We start from the raw sequence: 25,422 nt of genomic DNA on the forward strand, positions 1-25,422 counted from the left end.
AAATCTCCGCCTCAGGTCGGGCACAAGTCCGGCCTCTCACGCGTTACGTGCGCTGAGACACCGCAGACACCCAGAGGGGGAGAGCGACATGGCTACGGATTACGACACCCCACGCAAGACCGACGACGACGTCGACTCGGACAGCCTTGAAGAGCTCAAGGCACGTAGGAACGACAAGTCGACCTCCGCAGTGGACGTCGACGAGTTCGAGGCCGCCGAAGGCCTGGAACTGCCCGGAGCGGACCTTTCGAACGAAGAACTGGCCGTCCGGGTACTGCCCAAGCAGCAGGACGAGTTCACCTGCATGAGCTGCTTCCTGGTGCACCACCGCAGCCAGCTGGCCCGGGAGAAGAACGGCCAGCCGATCTGCCGCGACTGCGACTGAGGGCGGGTCGGGCATGACTGGCTCGACCCCTCCTTGGAAGCGCCGCTCTCTCCGGCAGGGAGCGGACCAGGGGCCGTCCGACGGCCCTCACCGCGCGCGTGACGACGAGCGGGGCTCTTCCGAAACGGGAGCCTCGCTCGAACCGGTGGCCGACCGGGCCGACCTTCCGGCGCCCACCGATACGACCAGGACGCCCGCACCCGTCGCCGGACGACGGGGGGCGGCGGTCCGGGACAGGGCCCGGGAAGGGGTCCGCAAGAGCGGCAGCAGGGCCAGGGCGGCCCTGGCGTACGTGACCGACCGGATCATCGAGAACGCCCCGCGTATCCCCGTACGGGACCTCGCGACCCTCCGCCGCCAGTTCCCCGGCCTCGGTCCCGAGGAGCTCGCGGACAAGCTTGTCGCGGGCGCCGCGAGCGCCACGGCGACGGTCGGGGCGGGGGTCGGAGCGGCGGCGATGCTTCCCGTGCCGCCGGCGATGCCGACCGAACTGGCCGCCGAGATCACCGGTGTGGCCGCGATCGAGCTGAAGCTGATCGCCGAACTCCACGAGGTCTACGGCGCACGGCCGCCCGGCAACCTCAAGGAGCGCAGCACCGCGTATCTGACCTCCTGGTCAGGAGAGCGCGGGATCGACGCGAAGAAGCCGTCGACCGTGAGCGTCGCGCTCAACAGCCAGATGAAACAGCAGCTGCGGCAGCAGATCATGAAGCGCACGGTCCGCAACCTGCCGAACCTGATGCCGTTCCTGGTCGGCGCGGCCGTCGGAGCGGTCATGAACCGCCGGGAGACCAGAAAGCTCGCCGAGCGGATCCGCAAGGACCTGCGCAGGAGCCAGGTGCCGTGGGACGAACTGACCCGGCTCCCGGCCCTGGAGACGCCCGCCGATCCGCTTCGGCTGGAGACGTAAGACTTCCGTGAGACTTCGGCCTCCACTGTCCGGACGGACGGGTGAAGTCCTGCACCAATGTTCTAGGCAGCGGCGGTTCGGGCTGCCTTCAGCGCCTCGGCCAGCCGCTCCGGCTCCCGCGTCGACAGATACAGATACGGCGTCGGGTCGTCCGGGTCGGTGACCTCCACCTTCAGCGCCCTGGGAATGTAGGAGCGCAGCAGCAGGAAGGCGCGGGTGTCCGCCTTGTGGGTCCGCCAGGCCCGGGCCTCCTCCGGGTCCAGGATCTCCGCCTCGCCCAGCGCCGCCACCGGGATCTTCGCCTCGCCCGCGATGAGGGAGTCACCGACGACGCGGATGCGCAGCGAGCCGTAGGCGCTCGCCATGATCGCCGCCACGGCGGTGCCGCCGACCAGGCCGCCGAGCAGCGGAAGCGTTCCGAAGGGAAGCAGGATCAGCGCGAAGGCGACCCCGACCAGGAAGGAGATCAGCCACCAGGAGCGGGGGGCGGTGAGACGTTCGTCGTACGGGGCGGCGGAGGGCTGCATGGAACCAAGCTTGGCACGGTGTCCTCGCGCGGCCGATGTCAGGGGGAGTCGGCGCCAAGCGCCGTCAGGCACGGTGGCGGTGGGAGACGGGCGGGCGGGTAAGGTCTGCGCCTGTGAGTGGTACTTCCCCGGCTCTCAAGCCTCCCGCCGACGCGGCGCAACCTGTGCGACACCCGGACGCTCCCGCGCCCGGTGAGCTGCTCGGTGCGCATTACGGCCAGTGTTTCGGCTGTGGCGGCGAGCAGCCCCACGGGCTGCACCTGGAGGCGCGGGCCGGCGAGGGGGTCTCGGTCACCGCCGAGTTCACGGTGCGCCCCGCCCATCAGGGCGCTCCCGGGCTCGCGCACGGCGGGGTGCTCGCGACCGCCCTCGACGAGACCCTGGGCTCGCTCAACTGGCTGCTGCGCACCGTCGCCGTGACCGGGCGGCTGGAAACCGACTTCGTACGGCCGGTGCCCGTGGGCACGGTGCTGTATCTGGAGGCCGAGGTGACGGCGGTGGCCGGGCGGAAGATCTACTCGAGCGCGACCGGCCGGATCGGCGGACCCGAGGGGCCCGTGGCGGTCCGTGCCGACGCCCTGTTCGTCGAGGTCAAGGTCGACCACTTCATCGACAACGGCCGTCCGGAGGAGATCCGGGCCGCCATGGACGACCCGGACCAGGTCCGGCGTGCCCGTGCCTTCGAGGTGAACCCGTGAGCCGCGACCCCCTGAACGTGCTGATCCGGCGCGTCGACCCCGACGTACCGCTTCCGGCGTACGCGCACCCCGGTGACGCGGGGGCCGATCTGCGGACCACCGAGAGCCGTGAACTGAAGCCCGGAGAGCGGGCCGTACTGCCCACCGGAGTGTCTGTGGCGCTGCCGGAGGGGTACGCGGCCTTCGTGCACCCTCGATCCGGTCTCGCCGCCCGCTGCGGTGTCGCTCTCGTGAATGCCCCGGGGACGGTTGATGCCGGGTACCGTGGGGAGATCAAGGTGATCGTGGTGAACCTCGACCCGCACGAGTCGGTGCGGTTCGAGCGCTTCGACCGGATTGCCCAACTCGTCGTCCAGCAGGTCGAGAGGGTCCGCTTCCAGGAGGTCGCGGAGCTTCCCGACTCGGCGCGGGCCGAGGGGGGCTTCGGGTCCACCGGCGGTCACGCCGCCGTGGGCGACGGGGGCGATACAAGCGCTGAGGCCGCCGTGGGCGGCACAACGGGTGGGAATCGATACGCTTCGGTCGTATCCGACCGGGAAGGACAGTGACGTGTTCGGACGTCGCAACAAGAAGGGTGCCGCCGAGGACGCGGCCGGCGAGGCCGAGCAGGTCGTCGACAGCGTCGACACTGAGGCGGACGAAGTAGAGCGCGAGCGCGTACGGCTGGAGCCGGAGCCGCGCCCCGACGGGCCCTGGGACGACACCGAGGTACGTGACCCCGCTGAGGGCCGCGTGGACCTGGGCGGAATGTTCGTGCCGGGCGTCGACGGCATGGAGCTGCGGGTCGAGGTCGCGGGTGACGCCATCGTCGCGGCCACCGTCGTGCTGCGCGACAGCGCCATCCAGTTGCAGGCCTTCGCGGCTCCCAAGCGCGAGGGCATCTGGGGCGAGGTGCGCGAGGAGATCGGCTCCGGCATCACCCAGCAGGGCGGCATCGTCGACGAGGTCGAGGGTCCGCTGGGTTGGGAGCTGCGGGCCCAGGTGCCGGTGCAGCTGCCGGACGGCACGGGCGGCTTCCAGGTCGTGCGGTTCGTGGGTGTGGACGGTCCGCGCTGGTTCCTGCGCGGGGTGATCTCGGGCCAGGGCGCCGTGCAGCCGCAGGCGGCCGGACTGCTCGAGCAGATCTTCCGGGACACGGTCGTGGTTCGCGGCGAGGGCCCGATGGCGCCGCGCGACCCGATCGTCCTCAAGCTGCCGAACGACGCCCAGATGGTCCCCGAGGGCGTCCAGCAGCAGGACGAGGGCTCCCGCTTCTCCGGCGGCATGGGCCAGCTCCAGCGCGGACCGGAGATCACCGAGGTCCGCTAGTAGAACGACATCGAGGGCCGTACCCCGTGAAGGGGTGCGGCCCTTTTTCATGCGCGGGACCTTGACGCCGTATTGGTCTGTACCTACGGTCATCCGCCAACGCCTATGTTCATAGGGGCGCTTCACGTTCACATACGAGAACGGAGCCGCTATGCGTCATTCCGTCCGGCTGGTGGTCGTCACCGCGTTCGCGCTGGGTGTCCTCGCAAGACCCGCCGACGCCGCCCCCGCCGCATTCGTCCATCCCGGAGTCACGGTCTCCCAAGGGCAGTTGGACTTCGCCCGCAGCAAGGTCAACGCCGGTGCCCAGCCCTGGAAGGGTGCCTTCGACGCGATGCTGGCGAGCAAGTACGCCGATCTGAACCGCACGCCCAAGCCGCGGGCCGTCGTCGAGTGCGGGTCGTACTCGAACCCCAACAATGGCTGCACGGACGAGCGCGAGGACGCGATCGCCGCCTACACCGACGCCCTCGCCTGGTACATCACCCGGGACGACCGGTACGCCAAGAAGGCCATCCAGCTCATGGACGCCTGGTCGGCGGTGATCACGGACCACACCAACAGCAACGCGCCCCTGCAGACCGGCTGGGCCGGCTCCTCGTGGCCCAGGGCGGCCGAGATCATCAAGTACACGTACACCGGGAGTTGGGCGAACTCCGGACGCTTCGCGACCATGCTGCGCGGCGTCTATCTCCCGGAGATCATCAACGGCTCGAAGTCCAACGGGAACTGGGAGCTGTCGATGATGGAGGCGGCCGTCGGCATCTCCGTCTTCCTCGAGGACAAGTCGTCGTACGACAAGGCCGTGGCGAAGTTCCGCACCCGTACCGCGGCATACGTCTACCTGGACTCCGACGGCGAGCTGCCGAAGACCGTGCCGAGCCAGAACCTCGACACCCGCGACAAGATCGTCGACTACTGGCAGGGGCAGTCCACCTTCGTCACCGGGCTCACCCAGGAGACCTGCCGGGACCTCACGCACACCGGATACGGCATCTCCGCGATCTCGCACGTCGCCGAGACGAGCCGTATCCAGGGTCAGGACCTGTACGGCACGGATGTGGGCGAGCGGCTGCGGCAGGCGCTGGGGTTCCAGGCCAAGTACGAGCTGGGGACCGCGGTGCCGAGTTGGCTGTGCGGCGGGTCGCTGAAACTCGGGCTCGGGCCGGTCACCGAGGTCGGGTACAACGCGCTGCACAACAGGCTTGGCATGGGCATGACCAACACGCAGACGCTGACCGAGCGGAACCGTCCGGCCGGCAGCAACAACCTCTTCGTGGCCTGGGAGACCCTCACCCACGGGGACAACCCGAACTGAAATCGTTGAAGGCCGGGCGTCGGGCAGTGATACTGGCGCCCGGTTCCACGAGTTCACGGGGTTCGCGGGTTCACGGGTTTCACGGTTTTCACGGGGGAGGACGCAATGACTCAGGTGGTCACGGAGACCATGGTGCGGGTCGAGGACATCCACAGGTCGTTCGGCGAGGGGGCCGCCGCGGTGCACGCGCTGCGCGGGGTCTCGTTCGAGGTGCCGCGCGGTGAACTCGTTGCCCTCAAGGGGCGTTCGGGATCCGGGAAGACCACACTCCTCAACATCGTCGGCGGGCTCGACCGGCCCGACCGGGGACGGGTCGAGCTCGACGGGGTCGACATCGCCGGGCTGGACGAGGACGGGCTGCTGGGGCTGCGCCGGGACCGTATCGGCTTCGTCTTCCAGTCCTTCGGGCTCATCCCGATCCTCACCGCCGCGGAGAACATCGGCGTCCCGATGCGACTGCGCCGGGTGGACGCACGCGCGCGTGAGGAGCGCGTCGAGCTGCTGCTGGCCCTGGTCGGCCTCGCGGAGCACGCGAAGCAGCGCCCCGGTGAGCTCTCCGGCGGCCAGCAGCAGCGCGTCGCCATTGCCCGCGCCCTCGCCAACAACCCCTCGCTCCTCGTCGCCGACGAGCCGACCGGCCAGCTGGACGCGGAGACCGGCCACGCCGTCATGGAGCTGCTGCGAGCCGTCGTACGCAGCGAGAACGTCACCGCGCTGGTCGCCACCCACGACGCGACCCTGCTGGACCTGGCCGACCGGGTGCTGGAGCTGGGGGACGGGGAGATCGTGGGGCACTGAGGGCGGGGCGGAGCTCGGCGCTCTGGTCGGCCACGGTCGGCTCCGGCGGTGCCGAGCAGATCGTGCGGCGTCTCGACCGGGGCGGCGGTCTCCGACGTGCCGTTCGGGCTCCCACTGCTCCTGAGTCGTGAGGGGCCACACCGCGGTGCCGTAGGCGCTGGAGAGGGCCGTGACGCACCGCCGCCGGTTGTACGGGAACGGCCCGGGAGCTCGTGGCCCTGGACGAGCGCCATGCCGCTCCGGCGCCACGTCCTGGTCTTCCCGCACCCTCCGCGCGGCGGTGACCCGCAACGGCGCCGGGCGCGACCGAGGACGCCGTGATGTGGCCGGCCGAACTGATCGGAGCCCCGGACAGGCCCGCACCGGAGAAGCTGCGGCTACGGCAGGCGCTCGCGTGGCTTGTCGCTGCCGACCCCGGCCTGCGGGCGCTGTTGCGGACGGGGCGGGGCCGGTGACGCAGACTTTGCTGTCGTGCGGGTGTTCTGGGCGGGCTTCTGTCCGAGGGACGCGTCAGAGTTGCGTCAAAGGCGGGCCCCGCGTCGGTCCCGGCCCCCTTTGCCGGGATTGTTGGCCGTAGGGTCGACGCTGCGTAGGCAGTAGTGACCGGAAGACAATGGGCTCATGGGACGCGGCAGGCTTCGGATCTATCTCGGTGCGGCACCGGGCGTCGGCAAGACGTACGCGATGCTGTCCGAGGCGCATCGCAGGATCGAGCGGGGGACCGACTGTGCCGTGGGCTTCGTGGAGCACCACGGGCGGCCGCGCACCGAGGTGATGCTGCACGGTCTTGAAGAGGTCCCGCGCAGGGAGCTGGAGTACCGCGACGCCGTCTTCACCGAGATGGACGTCGACGCCGTCCTGCGCCGGGCCCCCGCCGTCGCCCTGGTGGACGAACTCGCCCACACCAACATCCCTGGCTCGCGCAACGCCAAGCGCTGGCAGGATGTCGAGGAACTGCTGGCGGCCGGGATCGACGTGGTCTCGACCGTGAACATCCAGCATCTGGAGTCGCTCGGCGACGTCGTCGAGTCGATCACCGGCGTACGGCAGCAGGAGACGGTGCCCGACGAGTTCGTACGGCGGGCCGACCAGATCGAGCTTGTCGACATGTCGCCGCAGGCACTGCGGCGGCGGATGGCGCACGGCAACATCTACCAGCCGGACAAGGTCGACGCGGCCCTGTCGAACTACTTCCGGCCCGGCAACCTCACCGCCCTGCGGGAGCTCGCCCTGCTGTGGGTGGCCGACCGGGTCGACGAGTACCTCAAGCAGTACCGCAGCGAGCACCGGGTCTCGAAGATCTGGGGTTCCAGGGAGCGGATCGTGGTCGGGCTGACCGGCGGACCGGAGGGCCGGACGCTGATCCGGCGGGCCGCGCGGCTGGCCGAGAAGGGCGCAGGCGGCGAGGTGCTCGCCGTCTACATAGCCCGCAGCGACGGGCTGACCTCCGCCTCGCCCAAGGAACTCGCCGTCCAGAGGACCCTCGTCGAAGACCTTGGAGGAACCTTTCACCATGTCGTCGGCGACAACATACCGGCCGCGCTGCTCGACTTCGCCCGAGGCGTCAACGCCACCCAGATCGTCCTCGGCTCCTCCCGCCGCAAGACCTGGCAGTACGTCTTCGGACCCGGCGTCGGCGCGACCGTGGCCAGGGAGTCCGGGCCCGACCTGGACGTGCACATCGTCACCCACGACGAGGTCGCCAAGGGACGTGGACTGCCCGTCGCCCGGGGCGCGCGGCTCGGGCGGGCCCGGATCCTGTGGGGCTGGCTGGTCGGCCTGGCGGGCCCGGCGCTCCTGACGATCCTCCTCACCACCGTCGAACTCGGCCTCGCCAACGACATGCTGCTGTTCCTGGCGGTCGTGGTGGCCGCGGCCCTGCTGGGCGGACTCTTCCCGGCGCTCGCCTCGGCCGCGGTCGGCTCGCTGCTGCTGAACTACTTCTACACACCGCCCCTGCACCGCTGGACCATCGCCGACCCGAAGAACATCGTCGCCATCGTGATCTTCGTGGGCGTCGGCATCTCGGTGGCCTCCGTGGTCGACCTCGCCGCCCGCCGCACCCACCAGGCCGCCCGGCTGCGCGCCGAGTCGGAGATCCTGTCCTTCCTCGCCGGGAACGTGCTGCGCGGCGAGACCCGTCTGGAGGAGCTCCTGGAGCGCGTCCGAGAGACCTTCGGCATGGAGTCGGCGGCCCTGCTGGAACGGGCGAGCGACGTCGAGCCGTGGACCTGCGCGGGCCGTGCGGGACTCGGACCGCCCGTGGAGCGGCCCGAGGACGCCGACGTGGACATGCCGGTGGGGGACCACATGGCGCTCGCGCTCACCGGCCGGGTGCTGCCCGCCGAGGACCGCCGGGTGCTGGCCGCCTTCGCCGCCCAGGCCGCCGTCGCCCTGGACCGTCGCAGGCTCCAGGAGGAGGCCGACCGGGCCCGCACGCTCGCCGAGGGCAATCGCATCCGTACGGCGCTCCTGGCCGCCGTATCGCATGATCTGCGGACGCCGCTGGCCGGCATCAAGGCGGCCGTCTCGTCGCTCAGGTCCGACGACGTGGCGTGGTCCGAGGAGGACCAGGCCGAGCTCCTGGAGGGCATCGAGGAGGGCGCCGACCGGCTCGACCATCTCGTGGGCAACCTGCTCGACATGTCCCGCCTCCAGACCGGCACGGTCACCGCGATCATCCGGGAGATCGACGTCGACGAGGTGGTGCCGATGGCCCTCGGCGGGGTGCCCGACACAAGCGTGGAGCTGGACGTCCCGGAGACCCTGCCGATGGTCGCCGTCGATCCGGGGCTGCTGGAGCGGTCGGTGGCCAACCTGGTCGAGAACGCCGTCAAGTACAGTCCGCCCGGCACTCCCGTCCGGGTGTCCGCCAGTGCCATCGCCGACCGCGTGGAGGTACGGGTCGTCGACCGGGGCCCCGGTGTCCCTGACGAGGCCAAGGAGCGCATCTTCGCGCCCTTCCAGCGCTACGGCGACGCCCCGCGCGGTGCCGGGGTGGGACTCGGGCTCGCGGTGGCCCGGGGTTTCGCGGAGGCCATGAACGGCACCCTCAACGCCGAGGACACGCCCGGCGGAGGCCTCACCATGGTGCTGACGCTGCGCGCGGCGGACGCGCACGCGGAGCTCCTCGACGCAGCCGTCGCGGAAGCAGAGGCAGCAGAACCCGAAAGGCAGGCCACATGACCAGAGTGTTGGTCATCGACGACGAGCCGCAGATCGTGCGCGCCCTCGTGATCAACCTCAAGGCGCGCAAGTACGAGGTCGACGCGGCGCACGACGGCGCCACCGCGCTCCGGCTCGCCGCCGCCCGCCACCCCGACGTGATCGTCCTCGACCTGGGCCTGCCCGACATGGACGGCGTGGAGGTGATCAGGGGGCTGCGCGGCTGGACCCGGGTGCCGATCCTCGTGCTGTCCGCCCGGCACTCCTCCGACGAGAAGGTCGAGGCGCTGGACGCGGGCGCCGACGACTACGTCACCAAGCCCTTCGGCATGGACGAGCTGCTGGCCCGCCTCCGGGCCGCCGTGCGCCGCGCGGAGCCCACCGGGGGCGGCGAGGAGGACGTCCTGGTGGAGACCGACGAGTTCACCGTCGACCTGGCCGCGAAGAAGGTCCAGAAGCACGGCAGAGACGTACGCCTCACCCCGACCGAGTGGCATCTGCTCGAGGTGCTGGTCCGCAACACAGGCCGGCTGGTCGGGCAGAAGCAGCTCCTCCAGGAGGTCTGGGGGCCGTCCTACGGGACGGAGACGAACTACCTGCGGGTCTACATGGCCCAGCTGAGAAGGAAGCTGGAGGCGGACCCCTCGCATCCCAAGCACTTCGTCACCGAGCCGGGCATGGGTTACCGGTTCGAACGCTAGTGCTGCGGGTACAACGCTGTCGGCGCACCCCGGTAGGCTTTCGGATATGAGTGCTGTTCCGCGTTCCGAGAAGCCGGCGGGCCGGTTCCGGCGCATGCTCGACCGGCTCTCCTCGTCGCAGGAGGACCTGGAGTCCGAGGAGCTGCGGGAGGACACCGAGACCACCGGCTGCACCCGTATAGGCGACTGTCACGACCGCCAGATCGTGACCGTTACTGGTACCTTGCGCACGGTCACCCTGCGGCCGCGCGCGGGCGTCCCGGCCCTGGAGGCCGAGCTGTTCGACGGGTCGGCCGCCTTGGACGTGGTGTGGCTCGGCAGGCGCTCCATCGTCGGGATAGAGCCGGGGCGCAAGCTGATCGCATCCGGGCGGATCTCGATGAGCCGGGGCCGCCGGGTGCTGTTCAATCCGAAATACGAACTCCGACCCGTGGGACGGGAGTAGCCGGTGACGTCTCTCGACAAGCCGACCGAAGACACTGAGGCCGATGACGCGCGGGCGGTGACCGAGGCGGCCCTGTTCGAGGCGTTCGGCGGCGTCCGGGGCATGGTCGAGACGGTTCTGCCGGGCCTGCTCTTCGTCACGATCTTCACGATCAACAAGGATCTGCACCTGTCGGCGATCGCCGCGCTCGCGGTGTCCCTGCTGCTGGTCGTGGTCCGCCTGGTGATGCGGGACACCGTCAAGCACGCCTTCAGCGGCGTCTTCGGCGTCGCCTTCGGTGTCGTCTTCGCGATGATGACGGGCAACGCCAAGAACTTCTATCTGCCGGGCATGCTGTACACGCTGGGCCTCGGCCTGGCGTACGTGATCACGGCGTTCGCGGGTGTGCCGCTGATGGGGCTCATCCTCGGCCCGGTCTTCAAGGAGAACCTCTCCTGGCGGACCCGCAACCCGGGCCGCAAGAAGGCGTACTCCAAGGCCAGTTACGCCTGGGGCGCGATCCTGCTCGCCAAGTGCGCGATCCTCTTCCCGCTGTACTGGTGGGCCGACACCGCGCAGCTCGGCTGGGTCCTGGTCGCCCTCAAGATCCCGCCCTTCCTGCTGGCCGTATGGCTGACCTGGGTCTTCCTCGCGAAGGCGCCGGCTCCGATCGACGTGTTCGCGGAGATGGAGGCGCAGGAGAAGGCCGAGGAGGAGCGCAAGGCGGCGCAGGCCGCGGAGCGTGGCGACACGGAGGCCGCGGCCGGGCGGCACCGGCGCGAGGCGTAGTCCCGGTACTTCCACTGACGACGTAGGGCGCCCCGCACACGCAGGGCGCCCTCCGTCGTCGTATGCCTCGAAGACCTCAGCCCGTCGCTTCCTCGCGGCGCACCGACAGCAGATCCTCCAGTTGCTCCTCGCGGGCCTGGGCGGCCACGAACAGGAGTTCGTCGCCCGCCTCCAGGGAGTCCTCCCGCGACGGGGTGAGGACGCGGGTGCCGCGGATGATGGTGACCAGGGAGGTGTCCTCGGGCCACTCCACGTCGCCGACCGTCGTGCCGGCCAGGGCCGACTCCTCCGGCAGGGTCAGCTCGACCAGGTTCGCGTCGCCGTGGCTGAAGCGGAGCAGGCGGACCAGGTCACCGACGCTCACCGCCTCCTCGACCAGGGCGGACATCAGGCGCGGGGTGGAGACGGCGACGTCCACGCCCCAGGACTCGTTGAACAGCCATTCGTTCTTCGGGTTGTTCACCCGGGCGACGACGCGCGGGACGCCGTACTCGGTCTTCGCCAGCAGGGAGACGACCAGGTTGACCTTGTCGTCGCCCGTCGCGGCGATCACCACGTTGCAGCGCTGGAGCGCGGCCTCGTCCAGGGAGGTGATCTCGCAGGCGTCGGCGAGCAGCCACTCCGCCTGCGGGACGCGCTCGACCGAGATGGCGGTCGGCGCCTTGTCGATGAGAAGGACCTCGTGGCCGTTCTCCAGCAGTTCGCCCGCGATCGAGCGGCCGACCGCACCGGCACCGGCAATGGCGACCCTCATCAGTGACCGCTCTCCTCTTCGGGGCCCTCGGCGAAGGACGCCTCGACCTTCTCGATGTCGTCCGTGCGCATCATCACGTGGACCAGGTCGCCCTCCTGCAGCACCGTCTGCGAGGTGGGCAGCATCGCCTCGCCGAGGCGGGTCAGGAACGCCACGCGGACGCCCGTCTCCTCCTGCATCTTGCTGATCTTGTGGCCGACCCAGGCGGTCGAGGCGTGCACCTCGGCCAGCTGGACCCCACCGGTGGGATCACGCCACAGCGGCTCCGCGCCGGACGGCAGCAGCCGGCGCAGCATCTGGTCCGCGGTCCAGCGGACCGTGGCCACCGTCGGGATGCCCAGGCGCTGGTAGACCTCGGCGCGCCGGGGGTCGTAGATCCGGGCCGCGACGTTCTCGATGCCGAACATCTCGCGGGCCACGCGCGCGGCGATGATGTTGGAGTTGTCGCCGCTGGAGACCGCGGCGAAGGCGCCGGCCTCCTCGATGCCCGCCTCGCGCAGCGTGTCCTGATCGAAGCCGACCCCGGTGACACGGCGACCGCCGAAACCGGAGCCCAGTCGTCGGAAGGCGGTGGGGTCCTGGTCGATCACGGCGACCGTGTGCCCCTGTTGCTCCAGGGTCTGGGCGAGAGCGGAACCCACTCTCCCGCAGCCCATGATGACGATGTGCACGACCGTCCTTCCGGTGTCATAAGTACTGCTCAGCCACATCAGGGTCTCAGACCGACGCCCAAGCTACACACGCGCGGTAGGACGACGGCACCCCCGTGCACGGTTGCCCTGACTTGATGTCGGTCAACGGCGGCTGATGCTGCGGACGCTTGCCAGAGTCAGGACTCCGAGGCCGACGAGGGTGGCCGCGGCGCCGATCAGCTCTGCGGTCGTGTGCATGGAACCTCCTGGGACCGTAGGGGGGCGAAGTCTTGTCATATAGGCATGCCGCTTCGCTCACCTGCGGAATCCGTAGCCGGAGCGGGTCCGGATTTCACCCGGAGAGCAGATGCGGGGTGCCGGGTGGTTGGGCGCCCGTTCGAACGCTTACGCTTCACTGTTGTGTCCAAACTGACCGACGTGCCCAAGCGGATCCTGATCGGGCGCGCACTGCGCAGTGATCGGCTCGGCGAAACGCTCCTGCCGAAGCGCATCGCCCTCCCCGTCTTCGCCTCCGACCCACTGTCCTCCGTGGCGTACGCGCCCGGCGAGGTGCTGCTGGTCCTGTCCATCGCGGGCGTGTCGGCCTACCACTTCAGTCCCTGGATCGCGCTCGCGGTCGTCGTGCTGATGTTCACCGTGGTCGCCTCGTACCGGCAGAACGTGCACGCGTACCCGAGCGGCGGCGGCGACTACGAGGTGGCCAACACCAACCTCGGCCCCAAGGCCGGCCTCACGGTCGCCAGCGCCCTGCTCGTCGACTACGTCCTCACGGTCGCCGTCTCCATCGCCTCCGGCATCGAGAACCTCGGCTCGGCGGTGCCCTTCGTCGTCCAGAACAAGGTGCTGTGCGCGATCGCCGTGATCGTCCTGCTCACGCTGATGAACCTGCGCGGCATGAAGGAGTCCGGCTCGCTGTTCGCGATTCCGACGTACGTCTTCGTCACGGGCGTCTTCATCATGATCGCGTGGGGTGCGTTCCGCGGTCTGGTCCTGGGCGACACCATGCGGGCACCGACGGCGGACTACCACATCAAGGCCGAGCACCAGGGCCTGGCCGGATTCGCCCTCGTCTTCCTGTTGCTGCGCGCCTTCTCCTCCGGCTGCGCCGCGCTCACCGGCGTCGAGGCGATCTCCAACGGCGTACCGGCCTTCCGCAAGCCCAAGTCGAAGAACGCGGCGACCACGCTCGCGATGATGGGCCTGCTCGCCGTCACCATGTTCTGCGGGATCATCGCGCTGGCCATGGTCACCAAGGTCCGCATGGCCGAGAACCCGGCCGTCGACCTGATCCACAACGGCGTCGCGCTCGGCTCCGACTACGTGCAGAACCCGGTGATCTCCCAGGTCGCCGAGGCCGTCTTCGGCAAGGGCAGCTTCCTGTTCGTCGTACTGGCCGCGGCCACCGCGCTGGTCCTCTTCCTCGCCGCGAACACCGCCTACAACGGCTTCCCGCTGCTCGGTTCGATCCTCGCCCAGGACCGCTACCTCCCGCGCCAGCTGCACACCCGCGGCGACCGCCTCGCCTTCTCCAACGGCATCGTGCTGCTGGCCGGTGCGGCCGGACTCCTGGTGTGGATCTACGGCGCCGACTCGACCCGGCTGATCCAGCTCTACATCGTCGGCGTGTTCGTGTCCTTCACGCTCAGCCAGACCGGCATGGTCCGGCACTGGAACCGCCACCTGGCCACCGAGAAGGACGCCGCGAAACGCAGCCACATGGTCCGCTCCCGCGCGATCAACGCCTTCGGCGCCTTCTTCACCGGGCTCGTCCTGGTCGTCGTCCTGGTCACCAAGTTCACCCACGGCGCCTGGGTGGCGCTGCTCGGGATGTGTATCTTCTACGCGACGATGACGGCGATCCGGAAGCACTACGACCGGGTCTCCGAGGAACTCGCGGCGCCCGAGGGCCCGAGCGACGACAGCCTGCGGCCGTCCCGCGTCCACTCCGTCGTCCTGATCTCCAAGATCCACCGCCCGGCACTGCGGGCGCTGGCGTACGCCAAGCTGATGCGCTCGGACTCGCTGGAGGCGCTGAGCGTCAACGTGGACCCGGCCGAGACCAAGGCACTGCGCGCCGAGTGGGAACGACGCGGGATCGACGTACCGCTGAAGGTCCTGGACTCGCCGTACCGCGAGATCACCCGGCCGATCATCGACTACGTGAAGGGGCTGCGAAAGGAGTCGCCGCGTGACGCGGTGTCCGTGATCATCCCCGAGTACGTGGTCGGTCACTGGTACGAGCATCTGCTGCACAACCAGAGCGCGCTGCGGCTCAAGGGCCGGCTTTTGTTCACGCCGGGGGTCATGGTGACCTCGGTGCCCTACCAGCTCCAGTCCTCGGAGGTGGCGAAGAAGCGCGCCCGCAGGCGCCAGGAGTGGAACGCGCCCGGCGCGGTGCGACGCGGTCCGGCCGAGCAGCGGGCGAAGGAGACGCCGGCGCCGAAGTAGACTGGTTGGCTGTCGTGTCGGCCGCTCGCTTTTGTGTCCGGCCGATGCGTGTCCGGTCGTTTTCGTGGCCGGCCGTGTTCCCCTTTCCCCTTGACGTTGTGGAGTCACCCCGCCATGCAGGCAGAACCGAAGAAATCGCTGGTGGGGCTGGAGTTCGAAGTCGAGATCGGCCCCGTCGCGCACGGCGGGCACTGCATCGCCCGCACGGACGACGGCCAGGTGCTGTTCGTCCGGCACACGCTGCCCGGTGAGCGGGTCGTGGCCCGGGTGACGGAGGGCGAGGAGGGGGCGCGTTTCCTGCGCGCCGACGCGGTGTCGGTCCTGGAGCCGTCCAAGGACCGCATCGAGGCGCCCTGCCCCTACGCCGGTCCCGGCCGCTGCGGCGGCTGCGACTGGCAGCACGCCAAGCCCGGCGCCCAGCGGCGTCTCAAGGGCGAGGTCGTCGCCGAGCAGCTGAAGCGGCTCGCGGGCCTGACCCCCGAGGAGGCCGGCTGGGACGGCACGGTGATGCCGGCCGAGGGCGACAAGCTGCCGGCGGGCGAGGTGCCGGCCTGGCGCACCCGCGTGCAGTACGCGGTGGACGCCGACGGCAACGCCGGTCTGCGCCGCCACCGTTCGCACGAGGTGGAGCCGATCGAGCACTGCATGATCGCCGCGCCGGGCGTGAGCGAGCTGGGCATCGAGGACCGCGACTGGTCCGGGATGGCGTCCGTGGAGGCGATCGCGGCGACCGGCTCCCAGGACCGCATGGTCATCCTGGAGCCCCGGCCGGGCGCCCGCCTGCCCCTCGTGGAACTCGACAAGCCCGTCTCCGTCATGCGCGTCGAGGAGCACGACGGCGGCATCCACCGCGTCCACGGCCGCGCCTTCGTACGCGAGCGGGCCGACGGCCGCACCCACCGGGTGGGCAGCGGCGGCTTCTGGCAGGTCCACCCGCAGGCGGCCGACACACTGGTCAAGGCGGTCATGCAGGGCCTGCTGCCGCGCAAGGGCGAGATGGCGCTCGACCTGTACTGCGGTGTCGGGCTGTTCGCGGGGGCGTTGGCCGACCGCCTCGGCGACAAGGGCGCGGTCCTCGGCATCGAGTCGGGCAAGCGCGCGGTCGAGGACGCCCGGCACAACCTCGCCGACTTCGACCGGGTGCGGATCGAGCAGGGCAAGGTGGAGGCCGTGCTGCCGCGCACCGGGATCACGGAGGTCGACCTGATCGTGCTGGACCCGCCGCGGGCGGGGGCCGGCCGCAAGACGGTGGAGCACCTGTCGTCCCTGGGCGCGCGCCGCATCGCGTACGTCGCCTGCGATCCGGCCGCCCTTGCGCGGGACCTGGGGTACTTCCGGGACGGGGGGTACCGGGTGCGGATGCTCCGGGTGTTCGACCTGTTTCCGATGACGCATCACGTGGAGTGCGTGGCGGTGCTGGAGCCTGCGGCGAAAGGGCTCTGAACTGCAGCTTTCCTAGGTTGCTCAGGCGATTCCAGGTGCGCTCGACGTGTTCCCCGAACTGCACGACGTGGAACGTGTACTGGTGCCGGGGAGTGGGCTGACCTACGACTTCGTGGGGCGTCTCGCAACGTGATGAGGGACGTGTTCTCCTCGGTCCATGGGGGCGTATGAGACCGTCCTGACGCTCAGTTGGCGCTGTTTCCCACGGAGCGGCAGGTGGGTGAGGCTGCTCAAGCGGTGTGTGACAAGAAGGGTCGCGTATCAGAGCGTCATCCGTGACGTCGATGACGGAAGCGGCAACTCCCAGGATCTGCCCGCGGGCATCCTCGAGCCGTCACCAGCGCATGACGCTCAGCTGCCCGTCACCCAGGTCGAGCCCGCATGCGTCGCCGAGAGCATGCCGCACCCGCGTGGCCGCCACGAGAACACGGGACCCCGTCCACCGCGCGGAGCTCGGCCCCCGCATGCCCCGAAGCCCCTGCCTCACCACGCGCGTCGGGTCGTACGCGCGTCGGCTTGCCGTTCATCACACCGCCGCCCCCGGCCTCCTGGGGCCGTACCAGGTCGCTGAGCGCCGCCAGGGCGGCGGCACAGGCGCCAATGCTTAGCGGGGGCGCATCACGGGACGACCGTCCGACTCACTTGTACACAAGGGCTTCGCTTCGGCTTACCCTGATTTTCCGCACGGGTGACGAGGGGGACGACGTGGGGTTACGGGACGCTGGTGCCTCCGTATCGCCGGGCGCGAGTACATGGCGGGCCCGGCTGCGGGACCGTCAGGGCGCGGGCATCGCCGGGGCCGGCCTGCTCCTCACCGACAACACCGTGCTGACCTGCGCGCACGTCGTCGAAGCGGCCCTGCGTCTCCCTCGTTCCGACACCGGCGACCCTCCCCGTGGAACGGTACTGGTGGACTTTCCGGCCGCACCAGAGGGGGCGGAGCCGATTCCGGCCCGCGTGTCCGAGGGCGGCTGGCTGCGCCACCCACCGGCCGGTGATCTGGCGGTACTGGAGCTGGACGCCCCGCCGCCGCGTTCCGTGAGACCGGCGCCTGTCGGACGGTGCGGCACGGAGTCCGGCGCTCTCGTGTCGGTGTTCGGGCACCCGGTGGCCGTACCGAACGGTCTGTGGGCCCGCGGGCGGGTGGTGGGGCAGGGCGGGCCGCTGCCCGGATGGCGGCAGATCGACGGGCTGGACGCGGTCGGCGCCGCGGTGGAGCGCGGCTTCAGCGGAGCTGGGGTGTGGGACCTCGGACGCGGCCTGGTGGTCGGTGTCCTCGCCTCCGTGCTGACCCCCCGCAGGACGGAACCGGCCGCGGCAACGCCACGGGTCGCCTGGATGATCCCCCTCGACGCGCTGGGCCCCGGCCACATCCCGGCGACCCTTGTCGTGGGTCCGGTCACCGACTGGGCGGCGCCGCCCAGTTCACTGTGGCCACTGGTGGACCGGCTGCTGGCCATGGAGTCGTTCCGGGTGGACGCCGGAACACAACTTCTCGCCCAGCTGCCTCCCGAGATCACCGCCGGCATCACCCGGTCGACCAGCCCCAGACTGCAGCTCTACCACGTGGTCAGCCGCTGCGGGGAGTTCACCATGGGGCCGACCGCTCTGGCGCGTGCGGTGCGATGGATGGAAGGGGACACCCTCGCTGTGACGGACTTCGTGGCACAGGCCAAGAAGACCTGGCCGGGCCGGCTGGACGACGATGACTGAGCCCGCCGCGGCGCGCGACCCGAATGCCGCTGCCCGGCTGGCGGACGCCCTGATGAAGGTGTCGGTCCTGGACACCGTCGACGCCCGCAGGCTCTGTGTGCTCGACGCGATGGAACGACTCCGACTGCGCCTGTCGGTAGCCGAGTTCGACGACAAGAAGATGCACATCGTGACCATGGTGCGCGCCTTCGGCAGCGTCGCCGCCGGCTGGCAGCGGCTGACCGAGGCGGTGCAGCACCTCGCCGACTACGACCTGCCTTCCCGTCACGCGGCTTCCCTGGCACACCCCGTGGTGCCCCCCGTCCTGGACGACCGCACCCAGGAGCAGCTCAAGGCGTTGCTCGAAGGGCTCGACCGCACGAACGTGCCCGAACTCCCCGCCGTCTACCACGCGGCGGCCGGTGCGCACTTCGGGCCACTGCCGGATTTCGTGCACACCGCCTGGGACGCCCATCAACTGCTCGCCCACACCAACCGGCCCACCGACGGCGCGCCCCGCACCGTGCGCTTCTTGCAGGGCCTCGCGATGGTCCTCACGCCAGAGCGGGGCGACGCGGTCCGCTCCTGGGTCAGCCACCAGGTCCGGGCCGGCGCGCGGGGCCACCTGGAGGCGCAGCGCATTCTGGACGACTCTCGTGAGTCCGCGGGCGGTTCGGCCGAGAAGTCGGTGCGCCCCGCCTACCTGCTGATCAGGCTGGCACCGTCCACGACGTCACCCGATCGGGTCGACATCAGCTGCTGGGCGAGCAGCGGCGCGACCTGGGAGCCCCGCCGCCGCGAGCAGTGCTCCGTGCCCGCGTCCACGGTGCGCCGTCATGTCGCCACGCTGATCGACCGCGAGGAGAGCCGGCTGCGCACTCACCGGGGCAGTCTCGTGCTGGAGTTCATACTGCCGCTCTCGATGATGAACGAACCCGTCGAGGAATGGTCCCGCCACGCCGCCTTCGGTCAGCACTCGGTCTGGGACAGCGAACTCGGCGGTCCACCCATCGGCACGGACTACAAGGTGGTCGTACGCAGCAAGGAGCGCATCGACGCACTGCAGTTGCACCGAGTGTGGAACGAGCGCTGGGACGTGCTGTCGACGGATGAGCAGCAGGCCGGCACGCACCATTGCGCCGCGGGTGACGGCGCGAGAGCCGAGTCGCTCTACGAATACCTCAGACGCACGCCGGACATCGTCCTGATGATCCTGGGCTCTCCGCCCGACGACGACAACGGCAGGAAGGAGTTGCTCGCCGGGTTGCAGGCGGGGCTTCCGCTGCTCCTGTGGAGGCGCCGGGGCGCGTCCGCCGGGCATCCGGTCACCTTGGCCGAAGGCTTACTGGAAGGGGACCTGCACGAGGTTCTGGACCGGCTGACGTGCTTGCGCTCCGCTCCCCATCCGGGGGACCATGACGCTGGGGGTTCCGGCCCTCGTCTTGCCGTGCTGTGGGACGATCCGAACCGGCTTCCGGAAGTCCCGGAGCCCATTGCTTGAGAGCGACCGAGGCGCAGCGTTACCCACTAAGGTGTGACCGACTTGAGCACCGGTCACAGCACCGTTGCGATGTGACTTGCCGGCACGACATTCGACCGACGCCCGGGCCCTGACCGGCCGGGACAGGTCGCCCAGTGAGCCCGCGAGGGTTCCGGGAAGAGGGGGTGGCTATGAGCGGCGGCGAACCGCGGGAGCCGCGGGTACCCGAGGGAGCGTCCGATTTCACTGGCCGCGCCCGCGACTGGTGGATCTACCGTGGCACGGGCGACGAGCCACGTGCCGCTGACCGGCCCCTCGACCAGTTGCCGCCCCCACCGCCCTGGCGAGACTTCGACGGTGGCCCCGTCGTGACCGGCCCCACCCCCCGCGACGACGCGGAGATCCGCCGCCGTCTCGGCGCTCCCGGCTTCGGTGTCCACGCCTCCTCGTCGGAGGAGGTCGACATGGTCAACGCGGCCCTTTTCCTGCGGCGGCCGCTCATCGTCACCGGCCCTCCCGGCGTGGGCAAGTCCAGCCTGGCCCACCGTGTGAGCCGCGAACTCGGACTGGGCCGCGTGCTGCGGTGGACGATCACCAGCAAGTCGGTCCTGAAGGACGGTCTGTACGCGTACGACGCGATCGGCCGGGTGCAGGAGGCTTCCGCGCGCGGCGCAGGGGACGGCCGGGACGCGCACGACGGTTCGTTATCCGACGACCCCGCTCTGCACGGACTCGGTGACTTCATCCAACTCGGCCCACTGGGCACGGCGTTGGTGCCCCATGAAATTCCCCGGGTGCTGCTCATCGACGAGTTCGACAAGGCCGACACCGACCTCGCCAACGACATGCTGGAAGTGTTCGAGGACGGTGAGTTCCGCATCCCCGAGCTGGCCCGTGTCCGTTCGCGCATGCCGAGCGTGACAGTGCACACCGACGACCCGGACGACACCCATGAGGTGCTGCACGGGCGGATGCGTTGCCGGGCCTTCCCGTTCGTGGTGATCACCAGCAACGGCGAACGCTCGCTTCCCCCGGCATTCCTGCGACGCTGTCTGACGCTGGAGATGCCGCCGCCGGACGCCGACCGGCTCGCGGCGATGCTGGCGGCGCAGTTCGCCGACGGCGGCGGAGCCGAACGCTCCACGATGATCCGTGACTTCCTCTCGCGCGCCCTGGCGGGCGGCACCCTGGCCGCCGATCAGCTTATGAACGCCGAGTACCTCCGCCTGTCTCCCAACGGCCCCGACGCGGACTCCCTGAACCGCCTGCTGCACTCGCTGTGGCATAGGCTCGATGAAGTTGGTTCTGCATGATCCTGCCGCCCTCCCGCCAAGGCAGGGTGAGCAACGGCTCCGTGCCGCCCGTCGCCTCGCTCGGGGAGGCATGCGCGGAATGGACCGTGCACGCCGCGGGCGAGGTCGTCTGGCTGGCCGCGCAGATCGACCAGCGGCTTCGCGCAGCGCGCGCGCCACGGACGGCGGACGTGGACGAGGACCGGGAGGATACGGGGCCCGCCGCCCCGCCCGTTCCGGACATCGCGCCGGACGAGTACCCGGACGACCGGCCGGAGCCGGGGCCGACCGCCGAGGAGGTGCCGAGCTCACCGGAACCGTGGCCGGAGCCGCACATCCCGTCGGCTCCCGTGCCCGCACGCCCGGACGTCGTCGTGCCTTCCGAGCGGTACAGGCCGGCCGACGCGTTCGTCGGCCCGGCCCTCAAGCGGTCCCGCCTCATCGAGAAGGGACTGCGGCCGCTGCGGCTGCGGCTGCCCTCGCGCAGTACACGTGTCCTGGACGAGGAGGCGACTGCCGAGTCGCGGGCCGAGCAGGGAAACTGGCTGCCGTTCTTCCAGCCGGCGCCGGAGCGCTGGCTGACGCTGACACTGGTGGTCGACAGCGGTGCCTCGATGGGCCTGTGGGCTCGGTCGGCCCGGGAGTTCGAGGCGGCGCTGGTCGGCTCTGGCGCTTTCCGCGACGTGCGGGTGTGCCGCTGGTCGTCTCCGCGGGGCGGCCGACGGCATGCCGTCGTACCGGAGGAGACCGACCGCCACACGGTGTTCGTGCTGACCGACATGTACGCGCATCACTGGCGGGACGGCAGTGCTCACCGCCAGCTCGCCCGCTGGGCCTCAATGGTGCCGACGGCCGTCGTCAGCACGCTTCCCGAGCACCTCTGGTCGTACCTGTCGACGGTGCCCCTGCGCAGTCTCCTGCGCAGCCCTGAGCCCGCCGCCGCCAACGCGCTGTGGTGGCACCGGCCGGACGACTTCGCGCTTCCCGGGTTCCCCGAGGAGCGGAAGCCGGCCTGGCTTCCCGTCCCCGTGCTGGAACTGACGCCGGACGCCGTGTCGCAGTGGGCCCGGTTCGTACGTCGCGAGCACGCGGCGGAGTACACGATGCGGGTGCTGCCGGTGTCAGCCACCTCGCCGGTGGCGCCACTGAGGCCACCCGCCACACCCCAGCCCCTGTCGGCAGCCGACCACGCGCGTCGGCTGCGGGCCCAGCTGAGCCCGGTCGCCCTTCATCTGGCCCAGCTCGGCGCCGCTGTTCCGCTCAACCTGACGATCCTCCAGCTGCTGCGGCGCGAACTGCTTCCCGAGGCCCGTCCGTGGCATGTCGCCGAATTGCTGGTGAGCGGACTTCTGGTGCCTACCCCGGCTGGCCCGAATGCCGAGAAGGCGCCCGCGTCGGCCCGGGTCGACCTGGAGTTCGCCACCGAGGGCCTGCGGCAGGAGCTGCTGGCGGAAGGCACCCGCAGGGACACGGCTCTCGCGATGAAGGTGGCGTTTGACCACCTCTCGAACGCTGTTCGGGACGCCACCGGGGACGTACTGCGCCAGGTCCTGGACCTCGTCGCGCATCCGGGCGGAGCCGTGCATGTTCCCCTGGACGGGGTGCGGCCATGGCTCGTTCCCGCGCTACCGGCCCTGACCGCCCTGGACGGGCAGCACACGGCCGCCGCCGCGCTGCTCCATGAGCGATTGCGCCGCTTCGAGGACCGGGCTCGCGCGCCCGCGCCGACCGACGCCCATTCCAGCATAAGCACCGATTGTCACTACAGTGATACACAGGGTAATGATCGCAGTAGTTCGAAGTCCGACCTGGTCCATGGCGAGACCCCGGATCTTCTCACGGGAGAAGGCGCGGTCGGCGCAGACCAAGATGATGGAGGGAACGTGTCCGTGAGTGGCGTGCAGTCCGATGCCGCGACGACCAGGGGTGATGGGGCTCGGAAACCGCCACCCGTCTGGGGCAACGTGCCTCCACGGAACCGCGCTTTCACCGGACGCGAACAGTTGCTCGAAGACCTGCACCGGCGGCTGCAGGAGGGAACCACGGCCGTCCTTCCCGAGGCCCTGCAGGGCATGGGCGGCGTGGGCAAATCCCAACTCGCGGTGGAATATGTGTACCGCCATTTGAACGAATACCAGGTCATCTGGTGGATTCCGTCCGAGCAGTCGCAACAGATCCGTCAGGTACTGGTGGAACTCGCCAGGCGACTCGGACTGGATGTCGGAACCGGTGAGGCCAACACCGCCGTACCCGCGGTCATAGAAGCCCTGCGCGTCGGCGAGCCGTACAAGAATTGGCTCCTCGTATTCGACAATGCGGAAGTTCCCGAAGCCGTTCGCGAATTCTTCCCCACCAATGGCCCAGGACGCATTCTAGTGACTTCTCGCAACGCCCAGTGGGCGACGGCGGCACGACCTCTTGAGGTGGACGTCTTCGCCCGCGAAGAAAGCCGCCAGCTGCTGCAGCTGCGTGCCCCGAACCTCGACGACGACACGGCCGACCGGCTCGCCGAGACGCTGGGCGACCTCCCGCTCGGCATCGAGCAGGCCGCCGTATGGCTGTCCGAGACCGGTATGCCGGCCGACGAGTACCTGCGGCTGTTCGAGCAGCAGGCCGCCGACCTCATGGTCAGCGATCCTCCGCCGGACTACCCGCTGTCCGTGGCCGCCGCTTGGAACGTCTCCCTGGAGCGCCTGCAGAAGAACCATCCGGCCGCTCTGCAACTTCTGCAGGTATGTGCCTTCTTCGCTCCGGAGCCGATCTCCAGGCGCCTTCTCACCGGTGTCCGTGACGCTCCGGTGCCGCCCGAACTGGCCGCGGCCCTGAGCGATCCGATCCGGTTGAGTCGCGCCATCCGGGAGATCAACCGGTACGCGTTGGCCAGGATCAATCACGCCACCAACACCATCCAGCTGCACCGACTGGTTCAGCGGGTGCTGATCAACCAGATGCCCGACCCCCTCAAGGAGCAGATGCGCAACGGGGCCCACCGCCTGCTGGCCAAGGGCGACCCGGGCGCACCGGCCGACTCCCGCCAGTGGAGCCAGTACGGCGAACTGCTGCCGCACGTCATCAACAGCCGTGCGGTGGAATCAACCGACCCGTGGGTGCGGCAGCTCGTCCTGAACGAGATCCAGTACATGTTCACGTGGGGCGACCATGAGGGCTCGCGCGATCTGGCGAAGCAGGCGTACGAGACGTGGCGCGGCATCGACGGGGAGCGGGCGGAGCCGGTGCTGATGGCCGCCAAGCTCTACAGCGACGCGCTGCGGATCCTCGGGCACTACCGCGTCGCATACGAGCTGGACCAGCGCACGCACGAGCTGATGAGCGAAACCCTCGGTCCCGAGCACGAGATGACCCTGGAGATCACCGGCATGCTCGCCTGGGACCTGCGCATGCGCGGCGACTTCGGCGCGGCCTCCGAGCTCGACCGGCAGTCCTTCGAGACCAGTCGGCGTCTGTTCGGTCCCAACGACCTGTCCACGCTGATCGTGGCGCACCGCGTGGCACTGAACCTGCGCCTGACCGGTGACTTCCGTGAGGCGCTGGATCTAGACCAGGACACCCACCGCCGCAAGGTGGAGGAACTCGGCGAGAACGCCCTCTCCACCCTGGGCACCCTGGCGGGCGTGGTCGTCGACCGTCAGGAGGCCGGGGAGTACATCGAGGCCCGCGACCAGCAGCAGGACGTGGTGGGGCGCTACGAGTACAACTACGGCCCCACCAACCCCACCACAGTCTCCGGCTACCGCGGACTGGCCGTCGCCGAGCGGCGGGCGGGGCGCCACGAGGAAGCCATCGAGCTGTCCGCCAAGGCGCTGACCCTGTTCCGCAACCGGTACGGCGACAACTACCCCGACACGTTGGCTGCGTTGCTCGCCCACTCCGTCGACGTGCGGCACAGCGGCGACCTCCCGCGCGCGCTGGAGCTGAGCGGCCAGGGCTGCAAGGGGTACGAGCGGCTCTTCGGCGCCCACCACCCGCACACGCTCGGCGCCCAGGTCAACCACGCCATCTGCCTGCGCCTCCTGGGCCGTTGCGAGGAGGCGCGTGCGATGAACGAACGGCTGCTGTCGGCGCTGGCCGAGTCGCTGGGCGAGGACCACCCGAACACCCTGGCGTGCGCTACCAACCTCGCCGCAGACCTGTACGAGTTGGGCCAGGTACAGGCCTCCGTGGAGCTGAGCACCCGCACACTCGACCAGAGCCGCCGCCGCCTCGGCGAGGACCACCCGGCCGCGCTGGCCACGGCCGTCAACCTCTCGGTGGGCCTGCGGTTGCTGGGCCGCACGGAGGAAGCCGACGACCTCCACGCGGACACGATGACGCGCTATGAGCGAGCGCTCGGCGCCGACCACCCGGCAACGGCCGCCGCCGCCGCCCACAAGCCGGCGAACTGCGACATCGACCCGATGCCGCTGTAAGGCCGCACCGTGCCCGGCACCATCGCGCACCCCGGCTGTCCTCGTCCCGGACGGCCGGGGTCGCGGCTGCCCCAACCGACCACGGCCATGGCAGGAAACACCACCGCACGCCCAGTCAGCCCCCGCCCAGCACCACAGGGCTCCGGACAGCTCCCATCGGCCACGGGGCCGGGCGCACTACCGCACACCGGGTCAACGACCTCCTCCCAC

At 70.2% G+C, this 25,422-nt stretch carries 20 protein-coding genes; 17 read left to right on the forward strand and 3 right to left on the reverse strand.

Features of this window, described 5'->3' with window-relative positions; genetic code table 11:
- Positions 1-88 precede the first annotated feature (88 nt).
- Complete coding sequence (locus tag BFN33_RS21675; RefSeq protein WP_005481602.1) at positions 89-385, forward strand: DUF4193 domain-containing protein; 297 nt, start codon at positions 89-91, stop codon at positions 383-385.
- A 13-nt stretch (positions 386-398) separates the two neighbouring features.
- Positions 399-1,295 carry a hypothetical protein gene (locus tag BFN33_RS21680; RefSeq protein WP_069761724.1) on the forward strand — a complete coding sequence of 299 codons (897 nt, stop codon included), beginning with the start codon at positions 399-401 and terminating at the stop codon, positions 1,293-1,295.
- Positions 1,296-1,357: 62 nt separating this feature from the next.
- Here the strand turns inward: BFN33_RS21680 and BFN33_RS21685 are convergent, their stop codons facing one another.
- Positions 1,358-1,822: a DUF3093 domain-containing protein gene (locus tag BFN33_RS21685; protein ID WP_069761725.1), complete on the reverse strand. Its 465-nt coding sequence runs from the start codon at positions 1,820-1,822 to the stop codon at positions 1,358-1,360.
- 113 nt (positions 1,823-1,935) lie between these two features.
- Here BFN33_RS21685 and BFN33_RS21690 point away from each other — a divergent pair, with 113 nt between their 5' ends.
- The 9 genes from BFN33_RS21690 to BFN33_RS21730 all read left to right on the forward strand — a co-directional run bounded on the left by BFN33_RS21690 (position 1,936) and on the right by BFN33_RS21730 (position 11,023).
- Complete coding sequence (locus tag BFN33_RS21690) at positions 1,936-2,520, forward strand: PaaI family thioesterase (protein WP_069761726.1); 585 nt, start codon at positions 1,936-1,938, stop codon at positions 2,518-2,520.
- The gene (dut, locus tag BFN33_RS21695) at positions 2,517-3,068 is read left to right on the forward strand and encodes a dUTP diphosphatase (protein ID WP_069761727.1); all 552 of its coding nucleotides are present in this window, start codon (positions 2,517-2,519) and stop codon (positions 3,066-3,068) included. Before BFN33_RS21690 ends, dut begins: the two co-directional genes overlap by 4 nt.
- Position 3,069: 1 nt before the next feature.
- Positions 3,070-3,828: a DUF3710 domain-containing protein gene (locus tag BFN33_RS21700; RefSeq protein ID WP_069761728.1), complete on the forward strand. Its 759-nt coding sequence runs from the start codon at positions 3,070-3,072 to the stop codon at positions 3,826-3,828.
- A 151-nt stretch (positions 3,829-3,979) separates the two neighbouring features.
- On the forward strand, positions 3,980-5,146 hold the full coding sequence (locus tag BFN33_RS21705) for an alginate lyase family protein (protein WP_069761729.1): 1,167 nt from the start codon (positions 3,980-3,982) through the stop codon (positions 5,144-5,146).
- Positions 5,147-5,251: 105 nt separating this feature from the next.
- Positions 5,252-5,944: an ABC transporter ATP-binding protein gene (locus BFN33_RS21710; protein ID WP_069761730.1), complete on the forward strand. Its 693-nt coding sequence runs from the start codon at positions 5,252-5,254 to the stop codon at positions 5,942-5,944.
- Between the two features lie 621 nt (positions 5,945-6,565).
- Positions 6,566-9,130 carry a sensor histidine kinase KdpD gene (locus BFN33_RS21715; RefSeq protein ID WP_069761731.1) on the forward strand — a complete coding sequence of 855 codons (2,565 nt, stop codon included), beginning with the start codon at positions 6,566-6,568 and terminating at the stop codon, positions 9,128-9,130.
- Positions 9,127-9,810, forward strand: coding sequence for a response regulator (locus BFN33_RS21720; protein ID WP_069761732.1), 684 nt, complete (start codon positions 9,127-9,129; stop codon positions 9,808-9,810). Before BFN33_RS21715 ends, BFN33_RS21720 begins: the two co-directional genes overlap by 4 nt.
- A 46-nt stretch (positions 9,811-9,856) precedes the next feature.
- The gene (locus tag BFN33_RS21725; RefSeq protein ID WP_079140917.1) at positions 9,857-10,255 is read left to right on the forward strand and encodes an OB-fold nucleic acid binding domain-containing protein; all 399 of its coding nucleotides are present in this window, start codon (positions 9,857-9,859) and stop codon (positions 10,253-10,255) included.
- 3 nt (positions 10,256-10,258) lie between these two features.
- A complete protein-coding gene (locus tag BFN33_RS21730; protein ID WP_069761734.1) occupies positions 10,259-11,023 on the forward strand; it encodes a DUF3159 domain-containing protein in 765 nt (254 codons plus the stop codon).
- Between the two features lie 76 nt (positions 11,024-11,099).
- On the opposite strand, the gene BFN33_RS21735 is transcribed toward BFN33_RS21730, so the two are convergent.
- Positions 11,100-11,777, reverse strand: a complete 678-nt coding sequence (locus tag BFN33_RS21735) for a TrkA family potassium uptake protein (RefSeq protein WP_069761735.1) — start codon at positions 11,775-11,777, stop codon at positions 11,100-11,102.
- A complete protein-coding gene (locus BFN33_RS21740) occupies positions 11,777-12,448 on the reverse strand; it encodes a TrkA family potassium uptake protein (RefSeq protein WP_062036013.1) in 672 nt (223 codons plus the stop codon). The genes BFN33_RS21735 and BFN33_RS21740 overlap by 1 nt, the downstream gene beginning before the upstream one ends.
- Positions 12,449-12,829: 381 nt before the next feature.
- On the opposite strand from BFN33_RS21740, the gene BFN33_RS21745 reads away from it, so the two are divergent.
- From BFN33_RS21745 to fxsT, 6 genes are all read left to right on the forward strand, one after another.
- On the forward strand, positions 12,830-14,878 hold the full coding sequence (locus BFN33_RS21745) for an APC family permease (protein ID WP_069761736.1): 2,049 nt from the start codon (positions 12,830-12,832) through the stop codon (positions 14,876-14,878).
- Positions 14,879-14,992: 114 nt separating this feature from the next.
- Positions 14,993-16,321, forward strand: coding sequence for a class I SAM-dependent RNA methyltransferase (locus BFN33_RS21750; protein ID WP_069761737.1), 1,329 nt, complete (start codon positions 14,993-14,995; stop codon positions 16,319-16,321).
- A gap of 705 nt (positions 16,322-17,026) precedes the next feature.
- Positions 17,027-18,034, forward strand: a complete 1,008-nt coding sequence (locus BFN33_RS21755) for a trypsin-like peptidase domain-containing protein (RefSeq protein ID WP_069761738.1) — start codon at positions 17,027-17,029, stop codon at positions 18,032-18,034.
- On the forward strand, positions 18,027-19,514 hold the full coding sequence (locus BFN33_RS21760) for a hypothetical protein (RefSeq protein WP_069761739.1): 1,488 nt from the start codon (positions 18,027-18,029) through the stop codon (positions 19,512-19,514). Before BFN33_RS21755 ends, BFN33_RS21760 begins: the two co-directional genes overlap by 8 nt.
- 347 nt (positions 19,515-19,861) lie before the next feature.
- The gene (locus BFN33_RS21765) at positions 19,862-20,806 is read left to right on the forward strand and encodes a MoxR family ATPase (protein ID WP_256122816.1); all 945 of its coding nucleotides are present in this window, start codon (positions 19,862-19,864) and stop codon (positions 20,804-20,806) included.
- Positions 20,803-25,212, forward strand: a complete 4,410-nt coding sequence (gene fxsT, locus BFN33_RS21770; RefSeq protein WP_069761741.1) for an FxSxx-COOH system tetratricopeptide repeat protein — start codon at positions 20,803-20,805, stop codon at positions 25,210-25,212. Before BFN33_RS21765 ends, fxsT begins: the two co-directional genes overlap by 4 nt.
- Positions 25,213-25,422 lie beyond the last annotated feature (210 nt).

This window comes from Streptomyces sp. LUP47B (assembly GCF_001746295.1).
Taxonomy (GTDB): Bacteria; Actinomycetota; Actinomycetes; order Streptomycetales; family Streptomycetaceae; genus Streptomyces.